Genomic DNA, 21641 nt, shown 5'->3' with positions numbered 1-21641 from the left:
ATTGATGTTGCCACTAGATGGGTACCAGCAAGGCCTTAACATGGCTTGTGCGCTACCTAAATGTTGGCTTAAATTCGCTTTTTAGGTAACCAGGAGGTAACGCCAGGGTAACCATTAACTTTTTGCAGGCTTTTAACGTTGAGATAAAGAATTCAGTAAAAGCAATTTATTTAAGTATTACTTTTGCCTTTATTTTTTTGAGCATGGAAATAACAGTAAATGGTTTATCAGATTTACCTCAGGTAGCCGAACAGCTTTTAACCTTCGCAGGTAAGGAAAAGGTTTTCATTTTTGAAGGCGAGATGGGAGCAGGAAAAACTACCTTTATTAAACACTTTTGTGCCCGCCTGGGTATTGAAGACGTAGTTTCCAGTCCAACCTATTCTATCGTAAATGAATATGAAAGTCCTGACGGATCGGTTTACCATTTCGATTTCTACCGCATTAAAGATATTCGCGAAGCTTACGATCTGGGCTATGAAGAATATTTTTACGGGGGAGGCATTTGCCTGATTGAATGGCCGGAGCGGGTAGTCGAGTTATTGCCCGAAAATTATATCAAAGTCGAAATTAGTGTGGTAGACGAAAACGAACGATTGTTTAGTCTTTGTAAGGTATAACAATTAGTTATCAATTAATTAACAGATTTTCCTTACCTTGAACAACCTAAAACTACCAAAATATTAATTCAACATGGCTACAGGATTACGCGAAGGAATGGCCGATATAGCTCGTCAGGGTTTATTGCAAACACAAGAGGCAAAACTCGAAACCAGAAATAAAAAAAACAGCCTATACATTGGAATACCCAAAGAAATTTCTTTCCAGGAAAACAGAATTGCTTTAACACCGCTTTCTGTTGCCTTGCTGATAAATAATGGCCACCGTGTTGTGCTCGAAAGTGGTGCGGGTATTGGAGCCAACTTTACCGACTCTGAATATGCAGAACAGGGTGCTAAAATAACTTACAACAAAAAAGAGGTTTTCGAAGCTGATATTCTGGTAAAAATTGCCCCGCCAACCCTGGAAGAGATTGACATGATGCATAAGGGGCAAACACTGCTTTCTTCTTTGCAGACAGGTACCTTAAAGCAAGATTATCTAAAGGCACTTATGCATAAAAAAATCAATGCACTGTGTTTCGAAAACCTGCGCGATGAAGGTAATGTACTGAGTGTGGTGAGGGCCATGAGCGAAATTGTAGGTTCGACATCGATTTTAATTGCTGCAGAATACCTGAGTAATGTTACCGGAGGCAAAGGTTTAATGCTGGGTGGTTTTACAGGAGTTCCTCCAACCGAAATTGTAATTTTAGGAGCAGGTACCGTGGGCGAGTATGCCGCAAGAACCGCTTTAGCCCTGGGGGCAGAAGTAAAGGTCTTTGATAGCTCTATTTACCGTTTGCGCCGTTTGCAAAATAATCTGGGCAGCAGGGTTTTTACCTCGGTAATGCAGCCCATAGTGCTGAATAAAGCCATTGTAACCTGCGATGTAGTAATTGGAGCCATTAGGGCAACCCATGGCCGCAGTCCCTGTATTGTGATGGAAGAAACTGTTGCACGGATGAAACCCCATTCGGTGGTTATTGATGTAAGTATCGATCAGGGAGGTTGTTTCGAAACTTCTGAGGTAACCAACCATACCAATCCTGTGTTCCGGAAATATGATGTAATTCATTATTGTGTGCCGAACATTGCTTCGAGGGTCCCGAGAACAGCATCTTATGCGCTAACTAATATTTTTGCCCCAATACTGTTGGATATAGGCGAATTTGGTGGATTAGTGAACATGGTTTGGAATAATCCGGGTATCCGCGAAGCACTCTACATTTATCAGGGCAACTGTACCAATAAAGACCTGTCGGATATGTTTAACCTGCCTTTTAAAGATCTGGAATTACTGGTGGTTTCGAATCAGTAGATCATAATCCGTCATTTCGAGCGGAGTGTAACGCAGCCGAGAAATCTGCCTCATAGATCTCTCCATTCGCTTCGCTTCATCTGATAACTATCGGATCGAGATGACGATCCTTTTATTGGAGGTTGTTCGATATTAGAAAAATGATGAAGCAATCTAAATATAACCGTTTATGAAGTTCAATCTATTGATGTTTTTTCTCCTTATCTCTATTTCGGTCTCCTCCCAAAATAAACATATCGCACCTAAAAAAAAATTGGTTGTGGTTAGCTCGTATGCGCAATATCAGGCCTCAGTAAAGTCGAATCCAAATAACGAATTGGTAGAGATCAAAAAAGCCATTCCAAATATTACGCTCGATATCCGTTACGCTACTAAAAATAACTTTATGCAGCAGGTAATGTATAAACAGGCAAGGGCTTTTGCCAGGAGGCCGGTGGTAGAGGCATTAAAAATGATCCAGAAAGAGCTGAACAAAAAAGGTTATGGTTTAAAAATATTTGATGGTTACCGTCCTTATGCCATTACGGTTGAGTTTTATAAAAAAGCGAGCGATAAGAACTTTGTGGCTAACCCGGCCAAAGGTTCCAAACATAACCGGGGCTGCGCGGTAGATTTAACCCTCGTTAACTTAAAGACGGGCAAAGAAATACCCATGCCTACACCTTATGATAGTTTTTCGGCAGCTGCGGCAGCTAATTATGAAAAGGTATTGCCTGCACAAAAAAAGAACCGCGATTTACTGATCGGTACAATGGCCAAACACGGACTTAAAGTTTTAGAAAACGAATGGTGGCATTATGATTTTGTGGGCTGGAAAAACTACAACCTGATGGATATTCCTTTTGAAAAGCTTTGAGGGTTCAGTAGTTCATTGGTCATTTGTTCATTGGGCTGGATGCCAAATGTAGGTCTGGTCAGCTGCTACATCCGACTCCACACTAAAAACTCCAAGCTCCCAACTAAAGATGATGTGGTCTGCCGTACTGGTCTTTCTTTACACGAGCCTTATCATCCTTTACCGTTAAGTGAAAAATGTAATCGTAATCATCGTCGGTAAGCATTTCCATTGGTCTTTTACCACCAAAAGCCTCAATAATTTCTAATACCGTATTAGAATGGCCTGCAACAATCACCGTTTTTCCGCTGTAATTTTGCTTAACCGAATCCACCAGTGATTTAGCATCTTTATAATCGATCACTTTTTGAACCACTAAAGAATCTAAGGTTTGGTGGGTTCTTTTAAAAGGGGTGCTGAAAGCCACATCGAACTTTACTTTTTTTAAGTAGGTGGCGAGGTCGCCGGCCCTGATTCTGCCTTCATCCGACAGGCTCGGGTTGGTATCTTGTGGGTTCGATTTATCTTTTTCGGCGTGCCTTACAATCCAAACATCGGTAGTTTGCGCCAAAACAGAAGTGGAGAGCATAAAGAGCAGGGGCAGGAAAAGGAATACTCGTTTCATTTTATAAAGATTAAAAAATATTGCGACACCCTATGCATTAATGCTGTTAATTAATTTTTCGATGTCTGCCTTTTCATGCCAGCTGCTTAATACAATCCGGTTAATGGGGGCACTGCCTGGGCTGGGGTAAGGAAAGGATGAAATCAGGATCTGATTTTTGAAAAAGTGCCGCTCAATGTGTTGGTCGTCGATTAAAAAAGCAGGGAATCCGGGCTCGTATTTCCACGTGGAACTTAGGCTACCGGCAAGTAAATCAATATTCTCCTGAAGTTTGTGCCAGGCCGACTGATAAATTTCGCCGGCTTTAATGAAGGCATAAAGACCAGCGGCGGCAGGAGGGGAAGCCCCTACAAAAACAGGACTTTTCTTAAGCTGGTCAATGATTTGCTGCGAGCCTAAAACAATACCGGCATCCACACCCAGTGCTTTAGCCATCGAGGCCACCACAACGTATTCCGTATTGGGGCGCTCGGGCAGACCAGAGTACGCACTTAACCCGCCGTTATTTACACCGATCCCATGCGAATCATCGACAATTACCACTATTTTTTTACTCGTATTGATATCCTTCAGGAAAGTGAAATCGTAAATCTCGGGTACAAGGTTATTCATCGAGTTGCTGATGAGCACCCAGTTTTGTTCAGCCGAAGCATTAATCCGTTCAACAGTGTCTGTTTTCCAGGTTGTAAAAGAATCAGAAGAGAGGGGCTGCGTGTTTAGCCATAGTGAAGGATGGGCAGCAGGGGCATAAGCTACCTGTCCGGCGTTGGCTAAGGCCTTAACGGTAAGCTGAGCTGCCAGATATCCGCTCGAGGTAATGAGCGCTGCTGCTGCACCGTAACGGGCTGCGGAAGCTTTTTCGGCTTCATCGTAAATACCCAGCTGAATGTTGTTGGTGCGGCTGGTGCCATTATTTAAGCCAAATTTGCCAATCCCCTCCACATACAATTTAATAAAATCGGGGTTGGTTGGCATACCCAGATAGGCCGTTCCCCCAAAATACAGGTAGCTTTTTCCATCAACAGCTATTTTGTTACCGAAAGGCTGATTTACTGCTTTAAATGCTGTACTCATGTGCTAAACCTAAAAATTATCGTGAATAGCTGTAATGATCCTCACCATTTCTGCCCGTACTTCGGCCGTTGGTTTTACAAAGCCGTTATTCATAAAAGCATAAATGTAGGTTTTGCCTTTTTTGGTTAAAACATAGCCGCTTTGGTTATGCACGCCACCCAGCGAACCCGTTTTGCCAAATACAAAAGGTTTGTCGGTTTTAGGATAAGCACTTTTCAAAGTGCCGCTCTTTCCGCCTGCGGGTAACATATCAAAAAGCTTTTCGGGGTTATTTACGAGTCTGTAAATCGAATCAAGGAGGTACACATTATCCCGTGGGGTAAATAAATTTTGGCGCGACAAGCCCGATCCATCAACCCATTTTACCTTATCGGGCAAGAAAGAGAGGTAGTTTTTGGTAATGTGCTGAATGGCCTTAGCCGTGCTTAGCGTATCGCCGATCTGGTTGGCGCACACCAGCAATAAATGTTCGGCTATAAAATTATCGCTCGGTAACATCATGTGTTTTAAAACCGAATCGCGTTTTGCCCCGGGCAGCGTTTTTGCATTGGCCGGCATTTTAAGGTTAATCAGGCCGACAGATTTGTGTAAAGTATCGGCCAATATTTCTACTGTAAGCTGCGGGCTGGTTTTATATGGATTTTGCTGGTTATAACCCGGCTTTACCGCTACCGCTGGGTAGTGAAAGGTGTTGGTCAGAAAATCGCGGCTTACCTGAAAATTGCCGCTGGTTTTGGTAGAGTCGATTGCGAAGCAGGAAGTAAAAACCCTGGGTTCGATGTTGATTTTATTCGGACCAGCGTAAGTAGAAGTAACCATATTGTCCATTATGGGCAGCTCGGTAATCTCGGGTTGGTAGTAAAAGTCATAATCATCCCACGACCAGCCGTCGCCAAAAAAATTGCCTGAATAACGGCCCGGGGCGAAGAATAGCTTTTTGTTAGCTGCCAGCAGGAAATTATAAGCCGATTTATCCTTTACTGCAAACTGCAAAAATGAAGGATCGCCGGTTCCCCAGAAAATCAGCGAATCGTTCCTTTCAATGTATTTTAGGGCAGGCATTACATCAGGCAACATTTTTAAACCCGCAAAAAAGGTGTAGAGTTTTGTATTCGAAGCCGGTGTGAAGTACTTATCGGCATCCTTTTGAAAAACCATCTTTTTATTGGCCGGATTATAAAGTGCAAAGCCAACCTGGTACTGTTTAATTACTTCCGATTTTTTAAAGGTTCTGGCTACTTTTTTCGACATCATTTTATCGGTAGAGCAGCCGCTTAAAAGGCTTATGGATAGTGCAGTGGTAAGAAAACGAGTATTTAGGCTTTTTAATGGAAACATGTTCTAAATTTAGGGAAGTATAATTATCAACTAATTTATTAAATTTAGTTAAATGTTAACCAAGTATAGCGCTGTTGTAATAATCTGTTTACGCAAGTTGATAATTTGCGTGGGACTGGTTTTGGCTATTTTTCCGGCAACGGCGCAGGAGTTTGCTTTCAGACGCAATCAGCAAAAACAATCTATTACCTTTAAATGCATCAAAAATCTGATTGTTGTTCCGCTTTATGTGAATGGAAAAGGACCCTACGATTTCGTTTTAGATACTGGTGTGGGGCCTATGATTGTAACCGATCCTTCAATTATCGATTCGCTAAACTTTAACATGCTCCGCAAAATTAAAGTCTCGGGGTTGGGTATCGAAACCGTCGAAGCTTTTGTTTCGCAGAATATTAGCGCGCGGCTCGGAAATGCGGTGATGGACCACGTGCCCACAGCTATTTTAAAAGAAGATCTTTTTAATTTATCGGGGCATTTGGGGATTAAGATTTACGGCCTGATCGGCTATAATTTCTTCAACAGTTTTATTGTCGATATCAGGTATAACGAAAACAGGATTATTGTACACAACCAGGGAAGCAAAATCAAATATCGGGGAGAGAAAATACCCATTGTGGTCGAAAACCAAAAGCCTTACCTGATGGCTACTATCGAAATTCCGGATAGCGGAACAATTAATGCCCGGTTCCTGATTGATACCGGGGCCAGTCATGCTTTGTCGCTCGAAACCCTTGGCGGAACTGCATTCCCGCTACCGGCCAAAACCATTAGTGCCAATTTAGGCATGAGCCTAAGCGGGCAGATTAAGGGCTATGTGGGCAGGGTAAAGAAATTTAAACTAGGTGACTATACCTTTAAAGATGTTGTGGCGGGTTTTCCTGATTTTAAAACCATTTCTGATAAAATAGACCTTTCTAAACGCAACGGAAATTTAGGTGCCGACCTGCTGCGTAAGTTTAATCTGCAGATTAATTATGAACAGGGTTTTATTTACATTAAACCAAACAGCTTAAGTAAAGTACCCTTCGAGCATGATATGGTTGGCATGGTGATTTACTTAGACCAGAAAGAATACAAGAGGCTGCTGATTGGCGAAATAGATCCGAATAGTCCGGCAGAACGCGCCGGCCTCTGCCAGGACGACGAAATTATAGGCGTAAACTTTAAAAGTGTTGAAGCTTATTCGCTGAACGACCTTACCGATATGTTTAAATCGAAGGCCGATCGGAGCATCATTTTTGAAATATACAGAGATAAACAAGTGTTCTTTAAAGTGGTAAAACTGGAGAAACGGATTTAATGAAACGTAATTTTCTGGTTACATAGTGCTTGCCTTGTAACAAGGCTTTAACTTTAACCTCTTAATTGCCAAGCAAACTAACTTTTAATTGCACATGAAGAAAAACTTTAAAATACTTGCTTTAGCAGGTATTGTAGCACTTGGTATAGCCGGAACGGACTCCGTATATGCCCAGAAAACCCCTAAAAAAGGCAAAGGCACAACGCCTGCCACACCACCAGCCGCCGCTGCTGCAGCCCCTAAAAAAGAGGGCATAAAACCATTTTCAGAAATCATTACTGCAAAAGCAAGAACCACTAATGGCTTGTTTAAGACCCATAAAGTTGATGATAAATGGTATTTCGAAATTCCTGATTCGATTATTAACCGCGAAATGCTGGTAGTTACACGTTTGGCTAAAGTACCTGCAGGTGTTAAAGTTGGCAACCAGCAATATGGTGGCGAGCAGCTTAACGAGCAGGTTTGGAAATGGGAGCGCAGAGGGAAACAGATTTTTATCCGCGTACCAAGCTACTCAACCAAAGCAGATCCGAATAGCGACATGTACGAATCGGTTCAGAACTCTAACCTGGCGCAGATTTTAGCCAGCTTTGAAATTAAAGCTTACAATAAAGATACTACCGGTGTTGTAATCGATGTTACCGATTTTTATAACGGCGATGTAATGGCCATTGGTGCAACCGATCAGATTCGTAAAGCCTATAAAGTTACCATGTACGATGCAGGCCGCTCGTATATCGATACTGTTAAAACTTTCCCGATCAATGTTGAGGTAAAAACAGCTAAAACTTACCGTGCAGCCGAATCGCCAACTGATAGCAGCAACGGAGCGGTTACTTTCGAGTTTAATACCTCGATGTTGTTATTGCCAAAAATCCCGGTTAAAGCGAGAATCATGGATAGTAGGGTAGGTTTCTTTGGCCAGTCGCAGATCGATTACGGCAGCAATGCACAAAAGGCAGAGCGTACCGCTTATATCCACCGCTGGAACCTGGTACCGAAAGATACCAACGCTTACAAACGTGGCGAGCTGGTAGAACCTGTTAAACCGATTGTAATTTATATCGATCCGGCAACACCTAAAAAATGGGTGCCATTCTTAATTCAGGGTATTAACGATTGGCAAGTAGCTTTCGAAGCTGCTGGTTTTAAAAATGCCATCATTGGTAAAGAAGCTCCAACTGCACAGCAAGATCCTCAGTTTAGCGTAGAAGATTCGAGATATTCGGTAGTACGTTATTTCGCTTCTGATATTGCAAACGCTTACGGTCCGCACATCAGCGACCCGCGTACCGGACAGATTTTGGAAACGCACATTGGCTGGTACCACAACGTAATGAACTTATTGCGCAACTGGTATTTTGTACAAACTGCTGCCATTAACCCTGAAGTACGTAAAGCTAAATTCAGCGATGAGCAAATGGGCGAGCTGATCCGTTTTGTTTCTTCTCACGAAATTGGCCATACCTTAGGTTTGCCACACAACTTTGGTTCGAGCTATGCTTACCCGGTTGATTCGTTACGTTCAAAAGCCTTTACAGATAAACATGGTACAGCTCCATCTATTATGGACTATGCCCGTTTTAACTACATTGCGCAGCCAGGTGATGGTGTAACCAAACTTCACCCCCAAATTGGTGAGTATGATAAATGGGTTGTGAAATGGGGATATTCATGGATTCCGGGAAATAAAACTGCTGAGCAGGAAAAAGAAATCCTTGATCAGTGGACGCTAAAAAATGCAGGTAATCCATTATACTTCTACGGCCGTCAGGGAACTTCGTTAGATCCACGTTTACAAAGCGAAGATTTAGGCGATAACGCGATGAAAGCGAGTACTTATGGTATTGCCAACTTAAAACGCATTTTACCAAACGTAGAAAAATGGACTTACCAGAAAGGTAAAGATTACAGCGATTTAAAAGAGATTTATACAGAGATTGTTGGTCAGTTTAACCGTTATATGGGCCATGTGTCTGCTAATGTGGGTGGTTTAAGCGAAAACTTTAAAACTTACGAGCAAAAAGGACCAGTTTATGCTTACTTACCAAAAGCAAAACAAAAAGAAGCTGTTGCTTTCTTTAATCAGCAATTATTTACTACACCACTTTGGTTAATCAGCAACGACCAGTTGAGCAAGTTCGATAACGGTGTGTTGTTAAACCGTATTAAAAGTGTTCAAACCAACACCCTTGGTAACCTTTTATCGCCTTCGCGTATTGCACGTTTGTTAGATAACGAAACTAAAAACGGTGCTGCTAAAGCTTATACTTTACCAGAACTGTTTACGGATTTAAGATCATCGGTTTTTGTTGCTGGCAGAGCAGATGCGTTTAAGCGTAACCTGCAACGCGCATACGTAGATCGTTTACAGGATTTGATGACCAAAGAAAATGAGCTTCCAATGGGCTTCCCGGCTGATTATGCCGCAAGTTTTGGTTTAACACCAATTAACGTTGGTTTATCAGATATCAGACCATTGGTTAGGGTAGAGCTTAAAACATTATTGGCTACTACAAAAGCAAGGGCTGCAGCTGGTGATGCCATTACCAAAGCACACTACGAAGATTTAAGCATCAGGATTAAAGATATTTTAGATCCGAAAAAATAATGATAATTGGAGTGAATTAAAATGATTGAATAGCGATACACGCATTCAATCATTCAAAATCCTCTCATTCAAAATAAAAAAAAGGAGCAATCATTAAGTTGGTTGCTCCTTTTTTGCTTTTGTATAATTCTTGATGCTTTAAGTTAAACACATATCTGTTTTCTATTTTTAGCGCAAAACGGTTTTATGCTTAAAAAACTATTCTTTGCACTTACTTTATTTACAACCGGCCTATCAGCTTTCGGGCAGAATGCCGATTCGTTAACGGTTGTAAAAACCAAATGGCAGAAAACCAGGGTGGCCAGGCAGGTTAAATTATTTCAGCATCATTTTAAGGGGCAAAACCTCTTTGGAGCCAATCAAAACATTTCTTATTTAGAAATTAAGAATAGCGGGCGGAAGGCTGTCTTTGCCATCGGAGCCGAAGAAAAGCAATTGATTACCACCAGCGATTTTGGCTTGCGCGATACCGCACTAGCTGCCATAAACGGCAATTTCTTTGATGTTAAGAACGGCGGATCGGTAGATTTCGTTCGCGTAGAAGGGAAAACCATTAATACCAACCGATTAGCCGCCAATGGCGAGAGGGCCAGGCACCAGCAGGCCGGTGTGGTAATCGAAAAAGGCAAACTCAGTATGGTAAAATGGGACGGAAGCCCCGCCTGGGAAAGCCGGTTAACAGCGGCAAACGTTTTATTGAACGGCCCGCTCTTAACATTCAATGGCGTAGACGAAGGATTGGATACGGCTGCTTTTAACCGTTTAAGTCACCCGCGTACCTGTTTAGGCATAAAACCCAATGGCCACATTATTATGCTTACTATTGATGGCCGCAATACCGAATCGGCAGGTGTAAGTTTGTTCGAATTGACTAAACTCATGCGCTGGCTGGGTTGTACCAGTGCCATCAATTTTGACGGCGGCGGCTCTTCTACGCTATGGGTAAATGGCATGGGAAGTAATGGTGTAATTAATTACCCTACCGATAATAAAAAATGGGATCATGAGGGGCAGCGGAAGGTAGCCAATGTAATCCTGGTGAAGAAAAAATAAGCGCTGCGCTCATTTAAATTATAGCAGCTCAGGCACATTTTACTCAAAACTTAAAGGCCTTTTTAGATAATTACTTATTTTAGTGGCATATTTTTTATTGCAATGTTTAAAAACACCTTATACTTTTTCTTTTTTATGCTGTGGCTTTCGTCGTGTAAGTTTGGCTCTAAAACCACCGACCCAACCTTACGCGATTTTACTTTCGAGCCCGTTAAAGGCATCCGTTATGAAGAAGTAAAACGTAGGTTTAAAGATGGACTTTCTTTCAATACACAGGGCTTTATGCAGAAGCCTTCGTGGATCATAGAGGTGGTTAAAGAAGATACCATGTCGGCATGGAGCCCGCAGAAAAATAGGATGCAGAATTTTTACCTGCAATACGATCATGGCAATGTGTATAATTTCGCAGCCGAGTTTTTCAAAGTGAAACACATCAGTAAAGATAGTCTGGTTTTTCAGCGGGTTCAGGTTGATGGTAAGGTAATCGCCTCTGATGTACGTTCGGATGTAAATATGACCTTTTATGCGCAGAGCTACATCAAAAACAAACTGAAAACTACAGCTAAAGCATTACAGAAGCCTACCAAAGCCGATACTGCTTTTATTGAAAAGCGTGCAAATCAGGTAAACGCAAATAGCGATAGTGCTTTTGCCGCTACCGATCCGGTTCAGTTTATCTCTAAGAGCAAAATTGCAAAGGTGAAGAAAATCAGTACGGTAGACCGGCTCAACAACCGTACGGAGGCTTACGATTACATGTTTCCACAGTATGTTATTACGATAGATCGTGCCTATAAAGATTTCTCGCACCAGGTGGCTGCAGTTGTAGACTTTCAGGGCGGTATACATGTTAAGACGGTTTATAACGTGCTTCCGGAAGATGCAGCAACAAAGAAAAAGACCGCTCAAAGCATTGCCGATATCTATGTTCGCAACCTTTTTGACATTGCGCCGGGAACCACTTTGGGCGTTCCGCACAATACCGAAATTACATTAACAATAATTGGTAAAGCAATTAAAAAGCCTTAGTAATCTGGTGTTTACGAAATTTTAACGTTAAAAAAATGTTAAAATTTAATTTTGATTTTAAAAATTAAAACTTACCTTGCATTCTTAATTTTAATATTTAATACAATGCAAGAAGGCACAGTAAAATTCTTCAATGTAACTAAAGGTTTTGGCTTTATCATCCCTGCGAATGGCGATAGCGAAATTTTTGTTCATTCAACAGGTCTTATCGACGAAATCCGTGAAAACGACAAAGTACAGTACGAAGTTGCTAACGGTAAAAAAGGCTTAAATGCCGTTAATGTGAAAGTAATTTAATTTATTTATCATATTTTCAGATGGGCTGCTCTCTTGCGATGGCAGCCTTTTTTATTTTTGCAGGTAATAAGCTTTCCGTTTTAATTTTATGATCCACTACTTTATTATTCCCGGTTTGGGTAATTCGGGCCCTAACCATTGGCAAACGCATTTCGAAAAATCCGGTAATCATTTTACACGCATTAACCAGCAGGAGTGGGAAGCGCCCAGCAGCCAGGATTGGATCGAAACCATCGACGGGGCGCTTGAATGTTATGATTTATCGAACGTAGTTTTAATAGGGCATAGCCTGGGCTGTACTGCCATTGCCAATTGGGCAAAGCACTACCAAAAACAGGTTAAGGGCGCTTTACTGGTTGCTCCCAGCGATCTTGATGCACCAAAATACACCTTCCCAACCGTTGGGTTCGACCATGTTCCGCTGGATAAAATTAACTTTAAAACGATAGTTGTAACCAGTGCCAACGATGAATGGGTAACTTTAGAAAGGGCTACGTTTTTTGCTCAGCATTGGGGCAGCGAACTGATTAATATCGGCGAGGCAGGGCACATTAATGCCGATTCGGGCTTTGGTGTGTGGCCCGAGGGCCTGGAGATTTTGAAAACTTTATAAAGTACCCGTCATTCCAACGAAGGTGGATCATCCTCTGGACTGAAACTCTGTGGAATGCCCGAATGAGTGGGTTTGCATGATAGAATAGTCTTCGCCACCATACAATCTTCAAAATTTAATCATTTCTTTAAGCCTATGCGGCCTTACCTGCCTGATACGGTTAATTACCAAACTTATTTATGCACTTTCCTTCGCAAAAACTGATCAAGAAAGATTAAGCCAATAACCAAATCGACAAATAAGAAAGTGTACAGTGTGGTTGGCGTAATGTACCGATCAAGGTTAATGTTAAACTTTTCGGGTAGGGTAAAACTTGCAAAACCAGCTTTGGCGTGATAAAATACATACCCCAGAATGCCTAAAAGCGAAAGCACAAAGAAAGCACCTATCGCATAAATGATTCCGGAGTTTACCTTTGTTTTTAAGGCAACGGGTGCAGGTTCGGCTGCAACACTTTCCATTACATTCCGTGTGAAAGACATAGAGGGTTCATCCAGATCAAGCGTTCCTAAAACTGAGTTAAGTTTTAAAAGATCTTCATATTGTGCTTTAATTTCCGGATCGGATGCAATTTTTTCTTCAATGGCCTTATTGGCCGCTTCGTCCAAAGTGCCATCAATATACTCCCAAAGCTGCTGTTCTATCGCATTCATAGTAACTCCTTTACTTCATCTTTTAACAAATATTGTAATTTTTCTTTAAGCCTTTGCCTTGCACGGTGTAGTTTCACCTTGATGGTGTTGGGCTCCATATTCAGCGTTTCGCCAATTTCTTCCAAACTTTGCTCGCCTTTGTAAAACAGGGTGATAATGGCAGCATCGTCGGGCATTAATAGGCCAATGGCCTGGTTTAAAAAAGTGTGACTATCATGTTTTTCATAGTCGTTGGCATTAAAGTTCGATGTATGGTTTTCGAGCTGTAAAAATGTTTCTTCGTTGTGGATGGAGTCTGTATCTAAGCGCTTTTTCCTTAAAAAAGTCATGGCTGTAGTATAGGTAATGGTATACAGCCAGGTACTAAATTTAGAAGTCTGTTTAAAAGCTCCGAGTGCTTTATAAGCTTTAACAAAGCAATCCTGAGCTATTTCTTCGGCATCTTCCCGGTTTTTCGAAAATCTTAAAGCAAGCGTAAATACAAAGCGCTGATGGCGTTTCACCAATAAAGCATACTGCGCGGTTTCTCCCGCCAATATATTTTGGATCAGCTCTAAATCTGTAAGTTTTTGCTCCATCTTTAGCTGTAAGACTACATTAAAGATACGCAGGTTACACGTGAAACATTAATCTTTTTGTTTTACACAGATGGTTAATAGACTATTCAGTAAACCTATGAGGTTTCTTAAAACCTCATAGGTTTGCCTGGATGCTAGTGAGATGCAAAAAACTTCAATCCTGCAATCGAACCAATCAGTGTACAAATAAAGAAGATCCGCCAGAAAGTAGCTGGCTCCTGAAAATACACAATGCCGATAATTACGGTACCAACAGCACCAATACCCGTCCAAACGGCATAAGCGGTACCCATGGGCAATGTTTGCGTGGCTTTATTTAATAAGGCGAAGCTGAGCGAAATGCAGATAAAGAATGCTGCGCTCCATTTCAGGTTCGAGAAGTTGTTCGATAATTTTAAGCAGGTAGTAAAGCCAACTTCAAAAAGGCCGGCTACTATTAAGATAATCCAGTTCATAATAAATGTGTTTCGGCAAAGGTAACACACCTTATTGGGGCAACATTTTACAAATGTTAAAAAAAAGGGCCTATTTATGGGTTGCCCTGATGCGGCTTAAGGTAACCTGGGTTACGCCAAGGTAGGAGGCAATATGTTTTAAGGCTACCTTTTTAATTAGCTCGGCCGATTGCTCAGCAAATTCGCGATAGCGTTCGGCAGCTCCTTTAAAGGCACGGTCTATTAATCTCCTTTCGGTAGCGATTAATTCCTGTTCGGCTATTTTCCGGCCCCAGTTGGCAATTTCGAGATTCCGTGCGTACAGCAAAAATAAATCGGTCAGCTTAATCCTGATCAAAGCGCTATTTGCTAACAGCTCAATGTTTTCGTAACCGGGGCGGTTATTAATGTAGCTGTTAAAAGAAAAAAGCACATCTCCACTTTGGCCAAACCAAAAGGTAATTTGCAGGTTCTCGCCATCGCAATAGGCGCGGGCAATGCCACTTTGAAGTACATAAAAATAGGGTTCTACCTTGTCTGCATGAATAATAGTGGTACCCTTTGGATGTTTAACATACTGGATATAGTTAGCAAGCTCATGCAATGAATTATCGCTTAATGCGCTAAAAACGGCTATATCTCTGAGTTGTTCAATCAAAATTTAAGGCTATACAACAAAAATAGCAATGTTTTTCGGCTATAACCCAGTGATTGATTATAGGTTATTGAATATTTTTTAATCTGAGGGTGTAACCTGTTTTAAAAGCATGTTGTCATAATACACAGAACACGGTTCAATAAACAATAAACAGAATATTTACATTAAAAAATTATAATCATGGAAGGTATATTAGTCCCCATTTCACTTTTTTTAGGCGCATTTGCCATGGTATTCGGCATCCGTTATCTATCAAACAAAGAAAAAATGGCGATGATTGAGCGTGGCATCAATCCAGGCGTGGGCAGATCGGCACCAAAGCCTTATTTAAGTTTAAAATTTGGTTTACTGCTGGTAGGCCTGGGTATCGGCCTGCTTGTTGCGCTTGCAACGGTAAGAAACATGTTTGGCGGCGAAATGACGCATGAAGAAACCTCGCAGGCTGTTGCAGTGTATTTTGGTTGCCTGGGTATTTTTGGCGGTTTAGGTTTAATCGTTTCTTTCCTCATCGAAAAGAAAGCGATTGAGAAAGATAAATTCTAGTCTGTTTTAACAGTGCAAACCAAACAAACCAGCATCATCCGGGGCTTTCTTGTTATACTTGTCTGCAACCTGCTCATGGTGGCAAAGGTACAGGCTCAAAAGCTAAACAATCAGATCGATAGTTTGATTTTAGCTGCAATGCCCGATCAGCAAGGTCCCGGAGGTGCATTTATGGTTGCCCGAAAAGGGCAGGTGCTCTACCAAAAGGCTTTTGGCAAAGCCAACCTCGAACTCGGCGTTAACCTTATAACCGAAAGCGTTTTTCAGCTGGGTTCTATGACCAAGCAGTTTACAGCTGCAGCGGTATTGCTTTTAGCACAGCAAGGCAAATTAAAGGTAAGCGATCCTATTGGCAAATATATTCCTGATTACCCAGGAGGTGATAAAATAACCATCCATCATTTGCTTACCCATACTTCGGGCATTAAAGATTTTACCAAAATGAAGGCCCTGGCGGGTATAGCCCAAAAAGAGATGACACCTAAAATGATGGTCGATTTCTTTAAGGATGAACCTGTTGATTTTGCTCCCGGCGAACGTTTTGGATACAACAACTCGGGGTATGTGCTGCTGGGCTACCTGATCGAACTGGTTTCGGGCGAGTCTTATGCCGCTTTTGTTCAGCAGCATATTTTTAACCCGCTTGGCATGATACATTCTTACTATGCCAGCGACAGGCAGCTGATTGAAAAGCGGGCTTATGGCTACCAGAAAAAGGAAAGTGGCTACGTAAATAAAACAGCCATTAATTTTAGTGTGCCTTTTGCGTCGGGAGCTTTAATGTCTACTTTAGCCGATTTGCTAAAATGGCAAAATGCCTTAAACCAAAACAAGCTACTCCATGTTGCAGAAGCCCAACAGGCATTTTCGCGCTATAAATTAAATAACGGCGAACTGTTTAATTATGGTTATGGCTGGCACATTAAAGAGATTGAGGGTTTAGTTGCCCGGGCGCATGGCGGTAGTATATTCGGCTTTAAAAGCATGGGTGTTTACATACCCGACGAAGATATTTATGTAGTGGGGCTCACCAATTGTGATTGCAACTCACCAACAATACTGGTTGAGAACATTGCTAAGCTGGTGATAGCCCAAACGATAAAAAGCAAATAAGTCCGGCCTTTATTACTTCGGCTTAACAATGATGGCAACCGTTATCCTGCTAATGCAGTTCATTTTGCCGCGTTCATCGTAAATTTTAATTTCCCAAACCTGTGTTTTGGCCCCAATATGCAGGGGCTTGCAAATTCCTTTAACCAAGCCGCTTTTTACCGGCCTGAGGTGGTTAGCGTTTACTTCTAAACCCACGGCCAGATATTTTTCCGGATCGATACACATGTAAGAAGCAATACTCCCCAGTGTTTCGGCCAACACAACTGATGCTCCACCGTGCAATATGCCTGCCGGCTGGTGTGTACGCTCATCAACAGGCATAGTACCACTAATAAAATCGGCTCCGATTTCGGTAAATTGAATATCAAGCAGCGCCCCGATATGGTTTTTTGGGCGGTTGTTCAGTTCATCAACAGTAAAATCTTTAAACCACATGGTAACGTTCTTTTAAAACCCCAACGTGGTGAATTACATGGCCACCAACGATAAAAAGGATTGAGCGTACATTAATTTCCCGTCCTGAGGCAATACCTTTTTTATTCAGGTCGTCTTCGTTCAGCGATTTAAAAAGATACAAATTGGCTTTACGCAGGGCTGCAAATTCTTCAATCAGATCTTCCAGTTCGCGTTCGGCAAAACGGGCGTTCAGCACATAATCGTCTTCATCAAAGCCAGGTAAGGGTTGCTGTTCTTTGCGGGCAAAGCAAGTAATGCGGAAAGCAAAAACACGCTCGGTATCGATCATGTGTCCCAGCATTTCTTTAAGCGTCCATTTTCCTTCAGCATAGGCATAGTCGGCCTTATCGGCATTGGCCCTGAACAAGGCCGGGATACTTTCTATCTGGTCGTTTAAAATTTCGAAAATATCGCGGTCAACCTTACTGATGTAGGTTTCGCCCCAAACCGGATATTCGTTAGGCTGTGGTCGGTTCATATCTTAAACTGCTTTTTAATATTATTCTAAAAGTGGTGCCTTTGCCCAGTTCTGAGTCTTTTACAAAGATTTCGCCACTATGGTAATTCTCCACTATCCGTTTAGTAAGCGATAAGCCCAGTCCCCAACCGCGCTTACGGGTGGTGTAGCCCGGCTGAAAAACAGCATCGAACTTCGATCTCGGAATACCTTTACCCGTATCGCTAACATCAATAAAAACCTGTTCTTTGGCCAGGTTTTCGATAATATTAATCGATATAGAGCCTTCGTTCTCAATCGCATTGGCTGCATTTTTCAGCAGATTTTCGATTACCCAATCGAACAGGGGTACGTTAAGCATGGCCCTAACCTGCTCGTCGCCGGTAATGCTGAATTTAACCTTATCGGAAGTACGTACTTTAAAATAGCGGATAAAATCGCTGATGACAATATAAACGGTATGGTCTTCGAGCATGGGTTTAGACCCGATTTTAGAGAAACGATCGGTAATAATCTCCAGGCGCTTAATGTCGTTTTCCATTTCCGCAATCAGCGGATCGTCTTCCGCATCGAATTTAGATTTCATCAGCTCGGTCCAGGCCATTAAAGAGGAAATGGGCGTGCCCAGCTGGTGTGCGGTTTCTTTGGCCAAACCTACCCATACGTGATCCTGCTCATCGCGCCTTGCCGAACTAAACGCGGTATAAGCTGTTAAAAGAAAAAGGAATATTACACCCATCTGGATATAGGGGAAATACCTCAGCTGTGTTAAAATAAACGAATCGCGGTAGTAAGCCTTAAATTTTTTGCCCAAAAAACTCATTTCATCTGGCGGATGCTGTGCTTTCATCTGCCTCAACTGCCGTACAAAATATAAGCTATCGTAAGTGAGTTTAGTATCTGCAACGGGGTAATTGGTTTTAGTGCTGTCTAAACCAAAAAAAGAAGTAATTGTTCCTGCAGAATCGACCATGATTACAGGTGTTTTCGTATTTTTTCTTACGGTTTCAACAATGACAAAGTAATCATCATTGTCGTAAAGGAACATGGCCCGCTCCTGAATTTTCACCCAAAGGTGAAACTGGTCTGCCTCTTCGCGTTCCATCTTCTTTACAAAAGAATCGGTGTAAAATACTGAAGCAATGCCGATTAAGATGGCAAAAATTAGGAGGAAAAACTTCCAGCGGCGTTTCTTTTGATAAGGATTCATGCTTGAGCTAGCCAAATTACAATAACAAAACGAAAAAAACATAAAACGATTATGCTTTTTCGAAAACCTTAGTTGATCGTTTCGAAAGGATAATCGCTTCATCACACATGAAAACAGTATAAAATGGATGAAAAACATATCTTTGTAGCGTCTTGCGCTTTGCGTATGGCGATAGGCGTTTATTGCGCTTTACGCCCCACGCCAACCGCTCAACAAGTCAATCATGGATAAAAAAGTTAGAGTAAGATTTGCCCCAAGCCCAACCGGAGGTTTGCATTTAGGTGGTGTGCGCACTGCCTTGTTCAATTATTTGTTCGCTAAAAAGAATAACGGAACTTTTGTGCTTCGTGTAGAAGATACCGACCAGAACCGCTTTGTTGCAGGTGCTGAAGAATATATTGTAAATTGTTTAAACTGGTGTGGCATTACTCCCGATGAAAGTCCGGAGCAGCCAGGCAGCTATGGCCCGTACCGCCAGAGTGAGCGTAAACCAAGCTACAGGAAATTTGCCGAACAGTTAATTAGCGATGGCTATGCCTACTATGCTTTCGATACCCCCGAGGAACTGGATGCCAAACGTAAAGATATTCCCAATTTTCAGTACGGCCAGGCCACACGGATGCAGATGCGCAACTCGTTAACACTTACCCTTAGCGAAGTAGAAGATTTACTGGCGGCCAAGGTGCCTCACGTAATCCGTATTAAGGTGCCTGCTGATGAGGTCGTATATTTTAATGATTTAATTCGCGGCGATGTGAGCTTCGAAACTTCGTTAGTTGATGATAAAGTTTTATTAAAAGCAGATGGCATGCCTACTTATCATTTGGCTGTTGTGGTCGATGATAAAGCGATGGAAATTAGTCACGCTTTCAGGGGTGAAGAATGGTTGCCATCGGCACCCGTGCATATTTTGCTTTGGAAATATTTAGGCTGGGAAGCCGATATGCCGGCGTGGGCGCATTTACCATTAATATTGAAACCCGATGGACATGGAAAGCTGAGCAAGCGCGATGGCGATCGGTTGGGTTTCCCGGTATATGCCATGAACTGGAGCGATCCTAAAACTGGTGATGTAACCAAAGGCTTTAAAGAAATGGGTTTTATGCCCGAAGCCTTTATCAATATGCTGGCCCTTTTAGGCTGGAACGATGGTACCGACCAGGAAATATTTACGTTAAAAGAGCTGGAAGAAAAATTCTCAGTAGAAAGAATTAGTAAAGCAGGTGCCAAATTCGATTTTGAGAAAGCAAAATGGTACAACCACGAGTGGATTAAAGCACAAAGTGCTGACCGTTTAGCGGCTAGCGTTAAAGCAGAACTTGAAAAAGCAGGTATTGCCGTTAACGACGATGCTTTCTTTAACACAGTTATCGATTTGATTAAAGACCGTTGTACTTTATTGCCAGATTTCGTGGCGCAAAGCAGTTACTTCTTTGCTTCACCGGCTGAGTACGATGTAAACTCGGTAAAACCAAAATGGACAGCTGAAAAAGCTGAGTTTTTTAATGCCTTTGCCGAAGGATTAACTTTGACCGATGCTGCAACTGCAGAAACAGCTTTTAAAGCTTTAGCAGAAGAAAAAGGATTTAAACCGGGTGAGCTGATGTTGCCTTTCCGTATCATGCTGGTAGGCGGTAAATTTGGTCCTGGCGTTTTCGATATCGCGCTATTGTTAGGCGTAGCCGAAACCAAAGCAAGAATAGCCAAAGCCATAGCTGTGTTTAATAGCTAGACCCTAAATATTGAATTTTGAATGAGGGAATGTTGCAGTTTGCCTATTCATTCTCTTGTTCAAAATTCATTCAGCCAATCATTCAGTCTTCCCCCTTACTTCACCAAAAAATATTTCTACATTTATATAACAATTTTTGATAGATAAGGTTATTCATTAAAATAAAAATATAAACTATGCAGTGGTTTGGTAAAGGCAGTAATAATGTTGAAGACGGCAGAAGTGGTGGCGGTGGCAGAACCGCACTTGGCGGTGGAATAGGGATTATCATTGTGGTGCTCGGCTTAATATTCGGGAAAGATTTGACGGGTGTGGTTAGCCAGTTACCGGCCACTACCGGTACTGAAGAAGTGAAGCAGGGCGTACCGGCAAACGATGCACAGGCACAATTTGTTTCCGGTGTACTCGAATCGACTGAGCAGGTTTGGGATGCAGAATTTAAAGCCATGGGCAAGCAATACGAATATCCGAAACTGAGGCTTTTCAGAGATGGTGTACAAACGGCCTGTGGTTATGCACAATCGAACGTGGGCCCATTCTATTGCCCCGGCGATCATAAAGTATACATCGATTTATCTTTTTATGATGAACTGAAAAACCGTTTCGGTGCGGCCGGCGATTTTGCGCAGGCCTATGTTATTGCCCACGAGGTTGGTCATCATGTACAGAACTTGCTTGGCATTTCGGCTAAATTAGACGAGGCACGCGGGCAGGTGAGTAAAACAGAATATAACCGCCTATCGGTTAAGTTAGAGTTACAGGCCGATTTCTTTGCTGGCCTGTGGGCGCACAATGCCCAAAACCTGAAAGATTTTAAATTAGATGCCGGCGATATTGAGGAGGCTTTAACTGCTGCCAACGCCATAGGCGATGATAAGCTGCAGAAACAGGCAACCGGCGAAGTGCAGCCCGATTCTTTTACCCATGGCACATCCGCTCAGCGCATGTACTGGTTTAAAAAAGGTTTCGAAACCGGCGATATCAAACAGGGCGATACCTTTAATTCAAATAATTTTTAAATAATTAAAACTTTTTAAAAAGGCTGTTGTTTGTTTACAGTTAAGGAGGTTCGTTTCTCCCAACCAAACATAATTATCCCGGCTTCTTATTTG

At 42.1% G+C, this 21641-nt stretch carries 23 protein-coding genes; 13 read left to right on the top strand and 10 right to left on the bottom strand.

Translation table 11 applies throughout. The features are described 5' to 3' along the window. Positions 1-203 precede the first annotated feature (203 nt). The 3 genes from tsaE to HWV58_RS14160 all read left to right on the top strand — a co-directional run bounded on the left by tsaE (position 204) and on the right by HWV58_RS14160 (position 2776). A complete protein-coding gene (gene tsaE / locus HWV58_RS14170; RefSeq protein ID WP_175634732.1) occupies positions 204-620 on the top strand; it encodes a tRNA (adenosine(37)-N6)-threonylcarbamoyltransferase complex ATPase subunit type 1 TsaE in 417 nt (138 codons plus the stop codon). Between the two features lie 73 nt (positions 621-693). Beyond that, positions 694-1920, top strand: a complete 1227-nt coding sequence (locus HWV58_RS14165) for an alanine dehydrogenase (RefSeq protein ID WP_175634731.1) — start codon at positions 694-696, stop codon at positions 1918-1920. A 169-nt stretch (positions 1921-2089) separates the two neighbouring features. Further along, positions 2090-2776: a M15 family metallopeptidase gene (locus tag HWV58_RS14160; protein WP_175634730.1), complete on the top strand. Its 687-nt coding sequence runs from the start codon at positions 2090-2092 to the stop codon at positions 2774-2776. A 103-nt stretch (positions 2777-2879) separates the two neighbouring features. On the opposite strand, the gene HWV58_RS14155 is transcribed toward HWV58_RS14160, so the two are convergent. From HWV58_RS14155 to HWV58_RS14145, 3 genes are read right to left on the bottom strand one after another with little or no spacing between them, the layout of a single operon-like run. Further along, on the bottom strand, positions 2880-3380 hold the full coding sequence (locus HWV58_RS14155) for a SixA phosphatase family protein (RefSeq protein ID WP_175634729.1): 501 nt from the start codon (positions 3378-3380) through the stop codon (positions 2880-2882). 30 nt (positions 3381-3410) lie between these two features. Beyond that, positions 3411-4454 (bottom strand): aminotransferase class I/II-fold pyridoxal phosphate-dependent enzyme, encoded by a 1044-nt coding sequence (locus HWV58_RS14150; RefSeq protein ID WP_175634728.1) that lies wholly within the window; start codon positions 4452-4454, stop codon positions 3411-3413. Positions 4455-4463: 9 nt separating this feature from the next. After that, the gene (locus tag HWV58_RS14145) at positions 4464-5792 is read right to left on the bottom strand and encodes a D-alanyl-D-alanine carboxypeptidase/D-alanyl-D-alanine-endopeptidase (protein ID WP_175634727.1); all 1329 of its coding nucleotides are present in this window, start codon (positions 5790-5792) and stop codon (positions 4464-4466) included. A gap of 52 nt (positions 5793-5844) precedes the next feature. Here HWV58_RS14145 and HWV58_RS14140 point away from each other — a divergent pair, with 52 nt between their 5' ends. The 6 genes from HWV58_RS14140 (at position 5845) to HWV58_RS14115 (ending at position 12695) form a co-directional block, all read left to right on the top strand. Continuing rightward, entirely contained in the window at positions 5845-7092 is a 1248-nt protein-coding gene (locus HWV58_RS14140; RefSeq protein WP_175634726.1) for an aspartyl protease family protein, read from the top strand. A gap of 94 nt (positions 7093-7186) precedes the next feature. Next, on the top strand, positions 7187-9703 hold the full coding sequence (locus HWV58_RS14135) for a zinc-dependent metalloprotease (RefSeq protein ID WP_175634725.1): 2517 nt from the start codon (positions 7187-7189) through the stop codon (positions 9701-9703). A 186-nt stretch (positions 9704-9889) separates the two neighbouring features. Then, positions 9890-10756, top strand: a complete 867-nt coding sequence (locus HWV58_RS14130; RefSeq protein ID WP_175634724.1) for a phosphodiester glycosidase family protein — start codon at positions 9890-9892, stop codon at positions 10754-10756. A 135-nt stretch (positions 10757-10891) separates the two neighbouring features. After that, on the top strand, positions 10892-11785 hold the full coding sequence (locus HWV58_RS14125; RefSeq protein WP_235972734.1) for a hypothetical protein: 894 nt from the start codon (positions 10892-10894) through the stop codon (positions 11783-11785). A 105-nt stretch (positions 11786-11890) separates the two neighbouring features. Beyond that, positions 11891-12082, top strand: coding sequence for a cold-shock protein (locus tag HWV58_RS14120; RefSeq protein WP_010599196.1), 192 nt, complete (start codon positions 11891-11893; stop codon positions 12080-12082). A gap of 88 nt (positions 12083-12170) precedes the next feature. Next, complete coding sequence (locus HWV58_RS14115) at positions 12171-12695, top strand: RBBP9/YdeN family alpha/beta hydrolase (protein WP_175634722.1); 525 nt, start codon at positions 12171-12173, stop codon at positions 12693-12695. A gap of 173 nt (positions 12696-12868) precedes the next feature. Here HWV58_RS14115 and HWV58_RS14110 read toward each other — a convergent pair whose 3' ends face one another. The 4 genes from HWV58_RS14110 to HWV58_RS14095 form a co-directional block, all read right to left on the bottom strand. Continuing rightward, entirely contained in the window at positions 12869-13348 is a 480-nt protein-coding gene (locus tag HWV58_RS14110) for an anti-sigma factor family protein (protein ID WP_175634721.1), read from the bottom strand. Then, positions 13345-13926: an RNA polymerase sigma factor gene (locus HWV58_RS14105; RefSeq protein ID WP_175634720.1), complete on the bottom strand. Its 582-nt coding sequence runs from the start codon at positions 13924-13926 to the stop codon at positions 13345-13347. The genes HWV58_RS14110 and HWV58_RS14105 overlap by 4 nt, the downstream gene beginning before the upstream one ends. 134 nt (positions 13927-14060) lie before the next feature. Next, a complete protein-coding gene (locus tag HWV58_RS14100; RefSeq protein ID WP_175634719.1) occupies positions 14061-14381 on the bottom strand; it encodes a DMT family transporter in 321 nt (106 codons plus the stop codon). Positions 14382-14451: 70 nt separating this feature from the next. Further along, on the bottom strand, positions 14452-15018 hold the full coding sequence (locus tag HWV58_RS14095; RefSeq protein WP_175634718.1) for a Crp/Fnr family transcriptional regulator: 567 nt from the start codon (positions 15016-15018) through the stop codon (positions 14452-14454). Between the two features lie 180 nt (positions 15019-15198). Here HWV58_RS14095 and HWV58_RS14090 point away from each other — a divergent pair, with 180 nt between their 5' ends. Then, positions 15199-15561, top strand: coding sequence for a DUF6249 domain-containing protein (locus HWV58_RS14090; protein ID WP_175634717.1), 363 nt, complete (start codon positions 15199-15201; stop codon positions 15559-15561). A 12-nt stretch (positions 15562-15573) separates the two neighbouring features. Continuing rightward, on the top strand, positions 15574-16674 hold the full coding sequence (locus HWV58_RS14085) for a serine hydrolase domain-containing protein (protein WP_235972733.1): 1101 nt from the start codon (positions 15574-15576) through the stop codon (positions 16672-16674). A gap of 12 nt (positions 16675-16686) precedes the next feature. Here the strand turns inward: HWV58_RS14085 and HWV58_RS14080 are convergent, their stop codons facing one another. Genes HWV58_RS14080 through HWV58_RS14070 form a run of 3 tightly spaced genes read right to left on the bottom strand, consistent with a single transcriptional unit; the run spans position 16687 to position 18797 of the window. Further along, entirely contained in the window at positions 16687-17109 is a 423-nt protein-coding gene (locus HWV58_RS14080; RefSeq protein WP_175634716.1) for a hotdog fold thioesterase, read from the bottom strand. Beyond that, a complete protein-coding gene (locus tag HWV58_RS14075; RefSeq protein WP_175634715.1) occupies positions 17099-17608 on the bottom strand; it encodes a DinB family protein in 510 nt (169 codons plus the stop codon). Before HWV58_RS14075 ends, HWV58_RS14080 begins: the two co-directional genes overlap by 11 nt. After that, complete coding sequence (locus HWV58_RS14070) at positions 17589-18797, bottom strand: sensor histidine kinase (protein ID WP_175634714.1); 1209 nt, start codon at positions 18795-18797, stop codon at positions 17589-17591. The genes HWV58_RS14075 and HWV58_RS14070 overlap by 20 nt, the downstream gene beginning before the upstream one ends. Positions 18798-19020: 223 nt before the next feature. On the opposite strand from HWV58_RS14070, the gene gltX reads away from it, so the two are divergent. Then, positions 19021-20529 (top strand): glutamate--tRNA ligase, encoded by a 1509-nt coding sequence (gene gltX / locus HWV58_RS14065; protein WP_175634713.1) that lies wholly within the window; start codon positions 19021-19023, stop codon positions 20527-20529. 176 nt (positions 20530-20705) lie between these two features. Next, complete coding sequence (ypfJ, locus tag HWV58_RS14060; RefSeq protein ID WP_175634712.1) at positions 20706-21548, top strand: KPN_02809 family neutral zinc metallopeptidase; 843 nt, start codon at positions 20706-20708, stop codon at positions 21546-21548. The last annotated feature ends 93 nt before the right edge of the window (positions 21549-21641 follow it).

This window comes from Pedobacter ghigonis, assembly GCF_903166585.1.
GTDB lineage: Bacteria > Bacteroidota > Bacteroidia > Sphingobacteriales > Sphingobacteriaceae > Pedobacter > Pedobacter ghigonis.
This window is presented reverse-complemented; position numbering and strand designations above follow the sequence as displayed.

Bases quoted from the DNA above. Each gene is read 5' to 3' on its own strand.
- tsaE (WP_175634732.1), top strand. From the start codon at position 204: ATGGAAATAACAGTAAATGGTTTATCAGATTTACCTCAGGTAGCCGAA.
- HWV58_RS14165 (WP_175634731.1), top strand. From the start codon at position 694: ATGGCTACAGGATTACGCGAAGGAATGGCCGATATAGCTCGTCAGGGT.
- HWV58_RS14160 (WP_175634730.1), top strand. From the start codon at position 2,090: ATGAAGTTCAATCTATTGATGTTTTTTCTCCTTATCTCTATTTCGGTC.
- HWV58_RS14155 (WP_175634729.1), bottom strand. From the start codon at position 3,380: ATGAAACGAGTATTCCTTTTCCTGCCCCTGCTCTTTATGCTCTCCACT.
- HWV58_RS14150 (WP_175634728.1), bottom strand. From the start codon at position 4,454: ATGAGTACAGCATTTAAAGCAGTAAATCAGCCTTTCGGTAACAAAATA.
- HWV58_RS14145 (WP_175634727.1), bottom strand. From the start codon at position 5,792: ATGTTTCCATTAAAAAGCCTAAATACTCGTTTTCTTACCACTGCACTA.
- HWV58_RS14140 (WP_175634726.1), top strand. From the start codon at position 5,845: ATGTTAACCAAGTATAGCGCTGTTGTAATAATCTGTTTACGCAAGTTG.
- HWV58_RS14135 (WP_175634725.1), top strand. From the start codon at position 7,187: ATGAAGAAAAACTTTAAAATACTTGCTTTAGCAGGTATTGTAGCACTT.
- HWV58_RS14130 (WP_175634724.1), top strand. From the start codon at position 9,890: ATGCTTAAAAAACTATTCTTTGCACTTACTTTATTTACAACCGGCCTA.
- HWV58_RS14125 (WP_235972734.1), top strand. From the start codon at position 10,892: ATGCTGTGGCTTTCGTCGTGTAAGTTTGGCTCTAAAACCACCGACCCA.
- HWV58_RS14120 (WP_010599196.1), top strand. From the start codon at position 11,891: ATGCAAGAAGGCACAGTAAAATTCTTCAATGTAACTAAAGGTTTTGGC.
- HWV58_RS14115 (WP_175634722.1), top strand. From the start codon at position 12,171: ATGATCCACTACTTTATTATTCCCGGTTTGGGTAATTCGGGCCCTAAC.
- HWV58_RS14110 (WP_175634721.1), bottom strand. From the start codon at position 13,348: ATGAATGCGATAGAACAGCAGCTTTGGGAGTATATTGATGGCACTTTG.
- HWV58_RS14105 (WP_175634720.1), bottom strand. From the start codon at position 13,926: ATGGAGCAAAAACTTACAGATTTAGAGCTGATCCAAAATATATTGGCG.
- HWV58_RS14100 (WP_175634719.1), bottom strand. From the start codon at position 14,381: ATGAACTGGATTATCTTAATAGTAGCCGGCCTTTTTGAAGTTGGCTTT.
- HWV58_RS14090 (WP_175634717.1), top strand. From the start codon at position 15,199: ATGGAAGGTATATTAGTCCCCATTTCACTTTTTTTAGGCGCATTTGCC.
- HWV58_RS14080 (WP_175634716.1), bottom strand. From the start codon at position 17,109: ATGTGGTTTAAAGATTTTACTGTTGATGAACTGAACAACCGCCCAAAA.
- HWV58_RS14075 (WP_175634715.1), bottom strand. From the start codon at position 17,608: ATGAACCGACCACAGCCTAACGAATATCCGGTTTGGGGCGAAACCTAC.
- HWV58_RS14070 (WP_175634714.1), bottom strand. From the start codon at position 18,797: ATGAATCCTTATCAAAAGAAACGCCGCTGGAAGTTTTTCCTCCTAATT.
- gltX (WP_175634713.1), top strand. From the start codon at position 19,021: ATGGATAAAAAAGTTAGAGTAAGATTTGCCCCAAGCCCAACCGGAGGT.
- ypfJ (WP_175634712.1), top strand. From the start codon at position 20,706: ATGCAGTGGTTTGGTAAAGGCAGTAATAATGTTGAAGACGGCAGAAGT.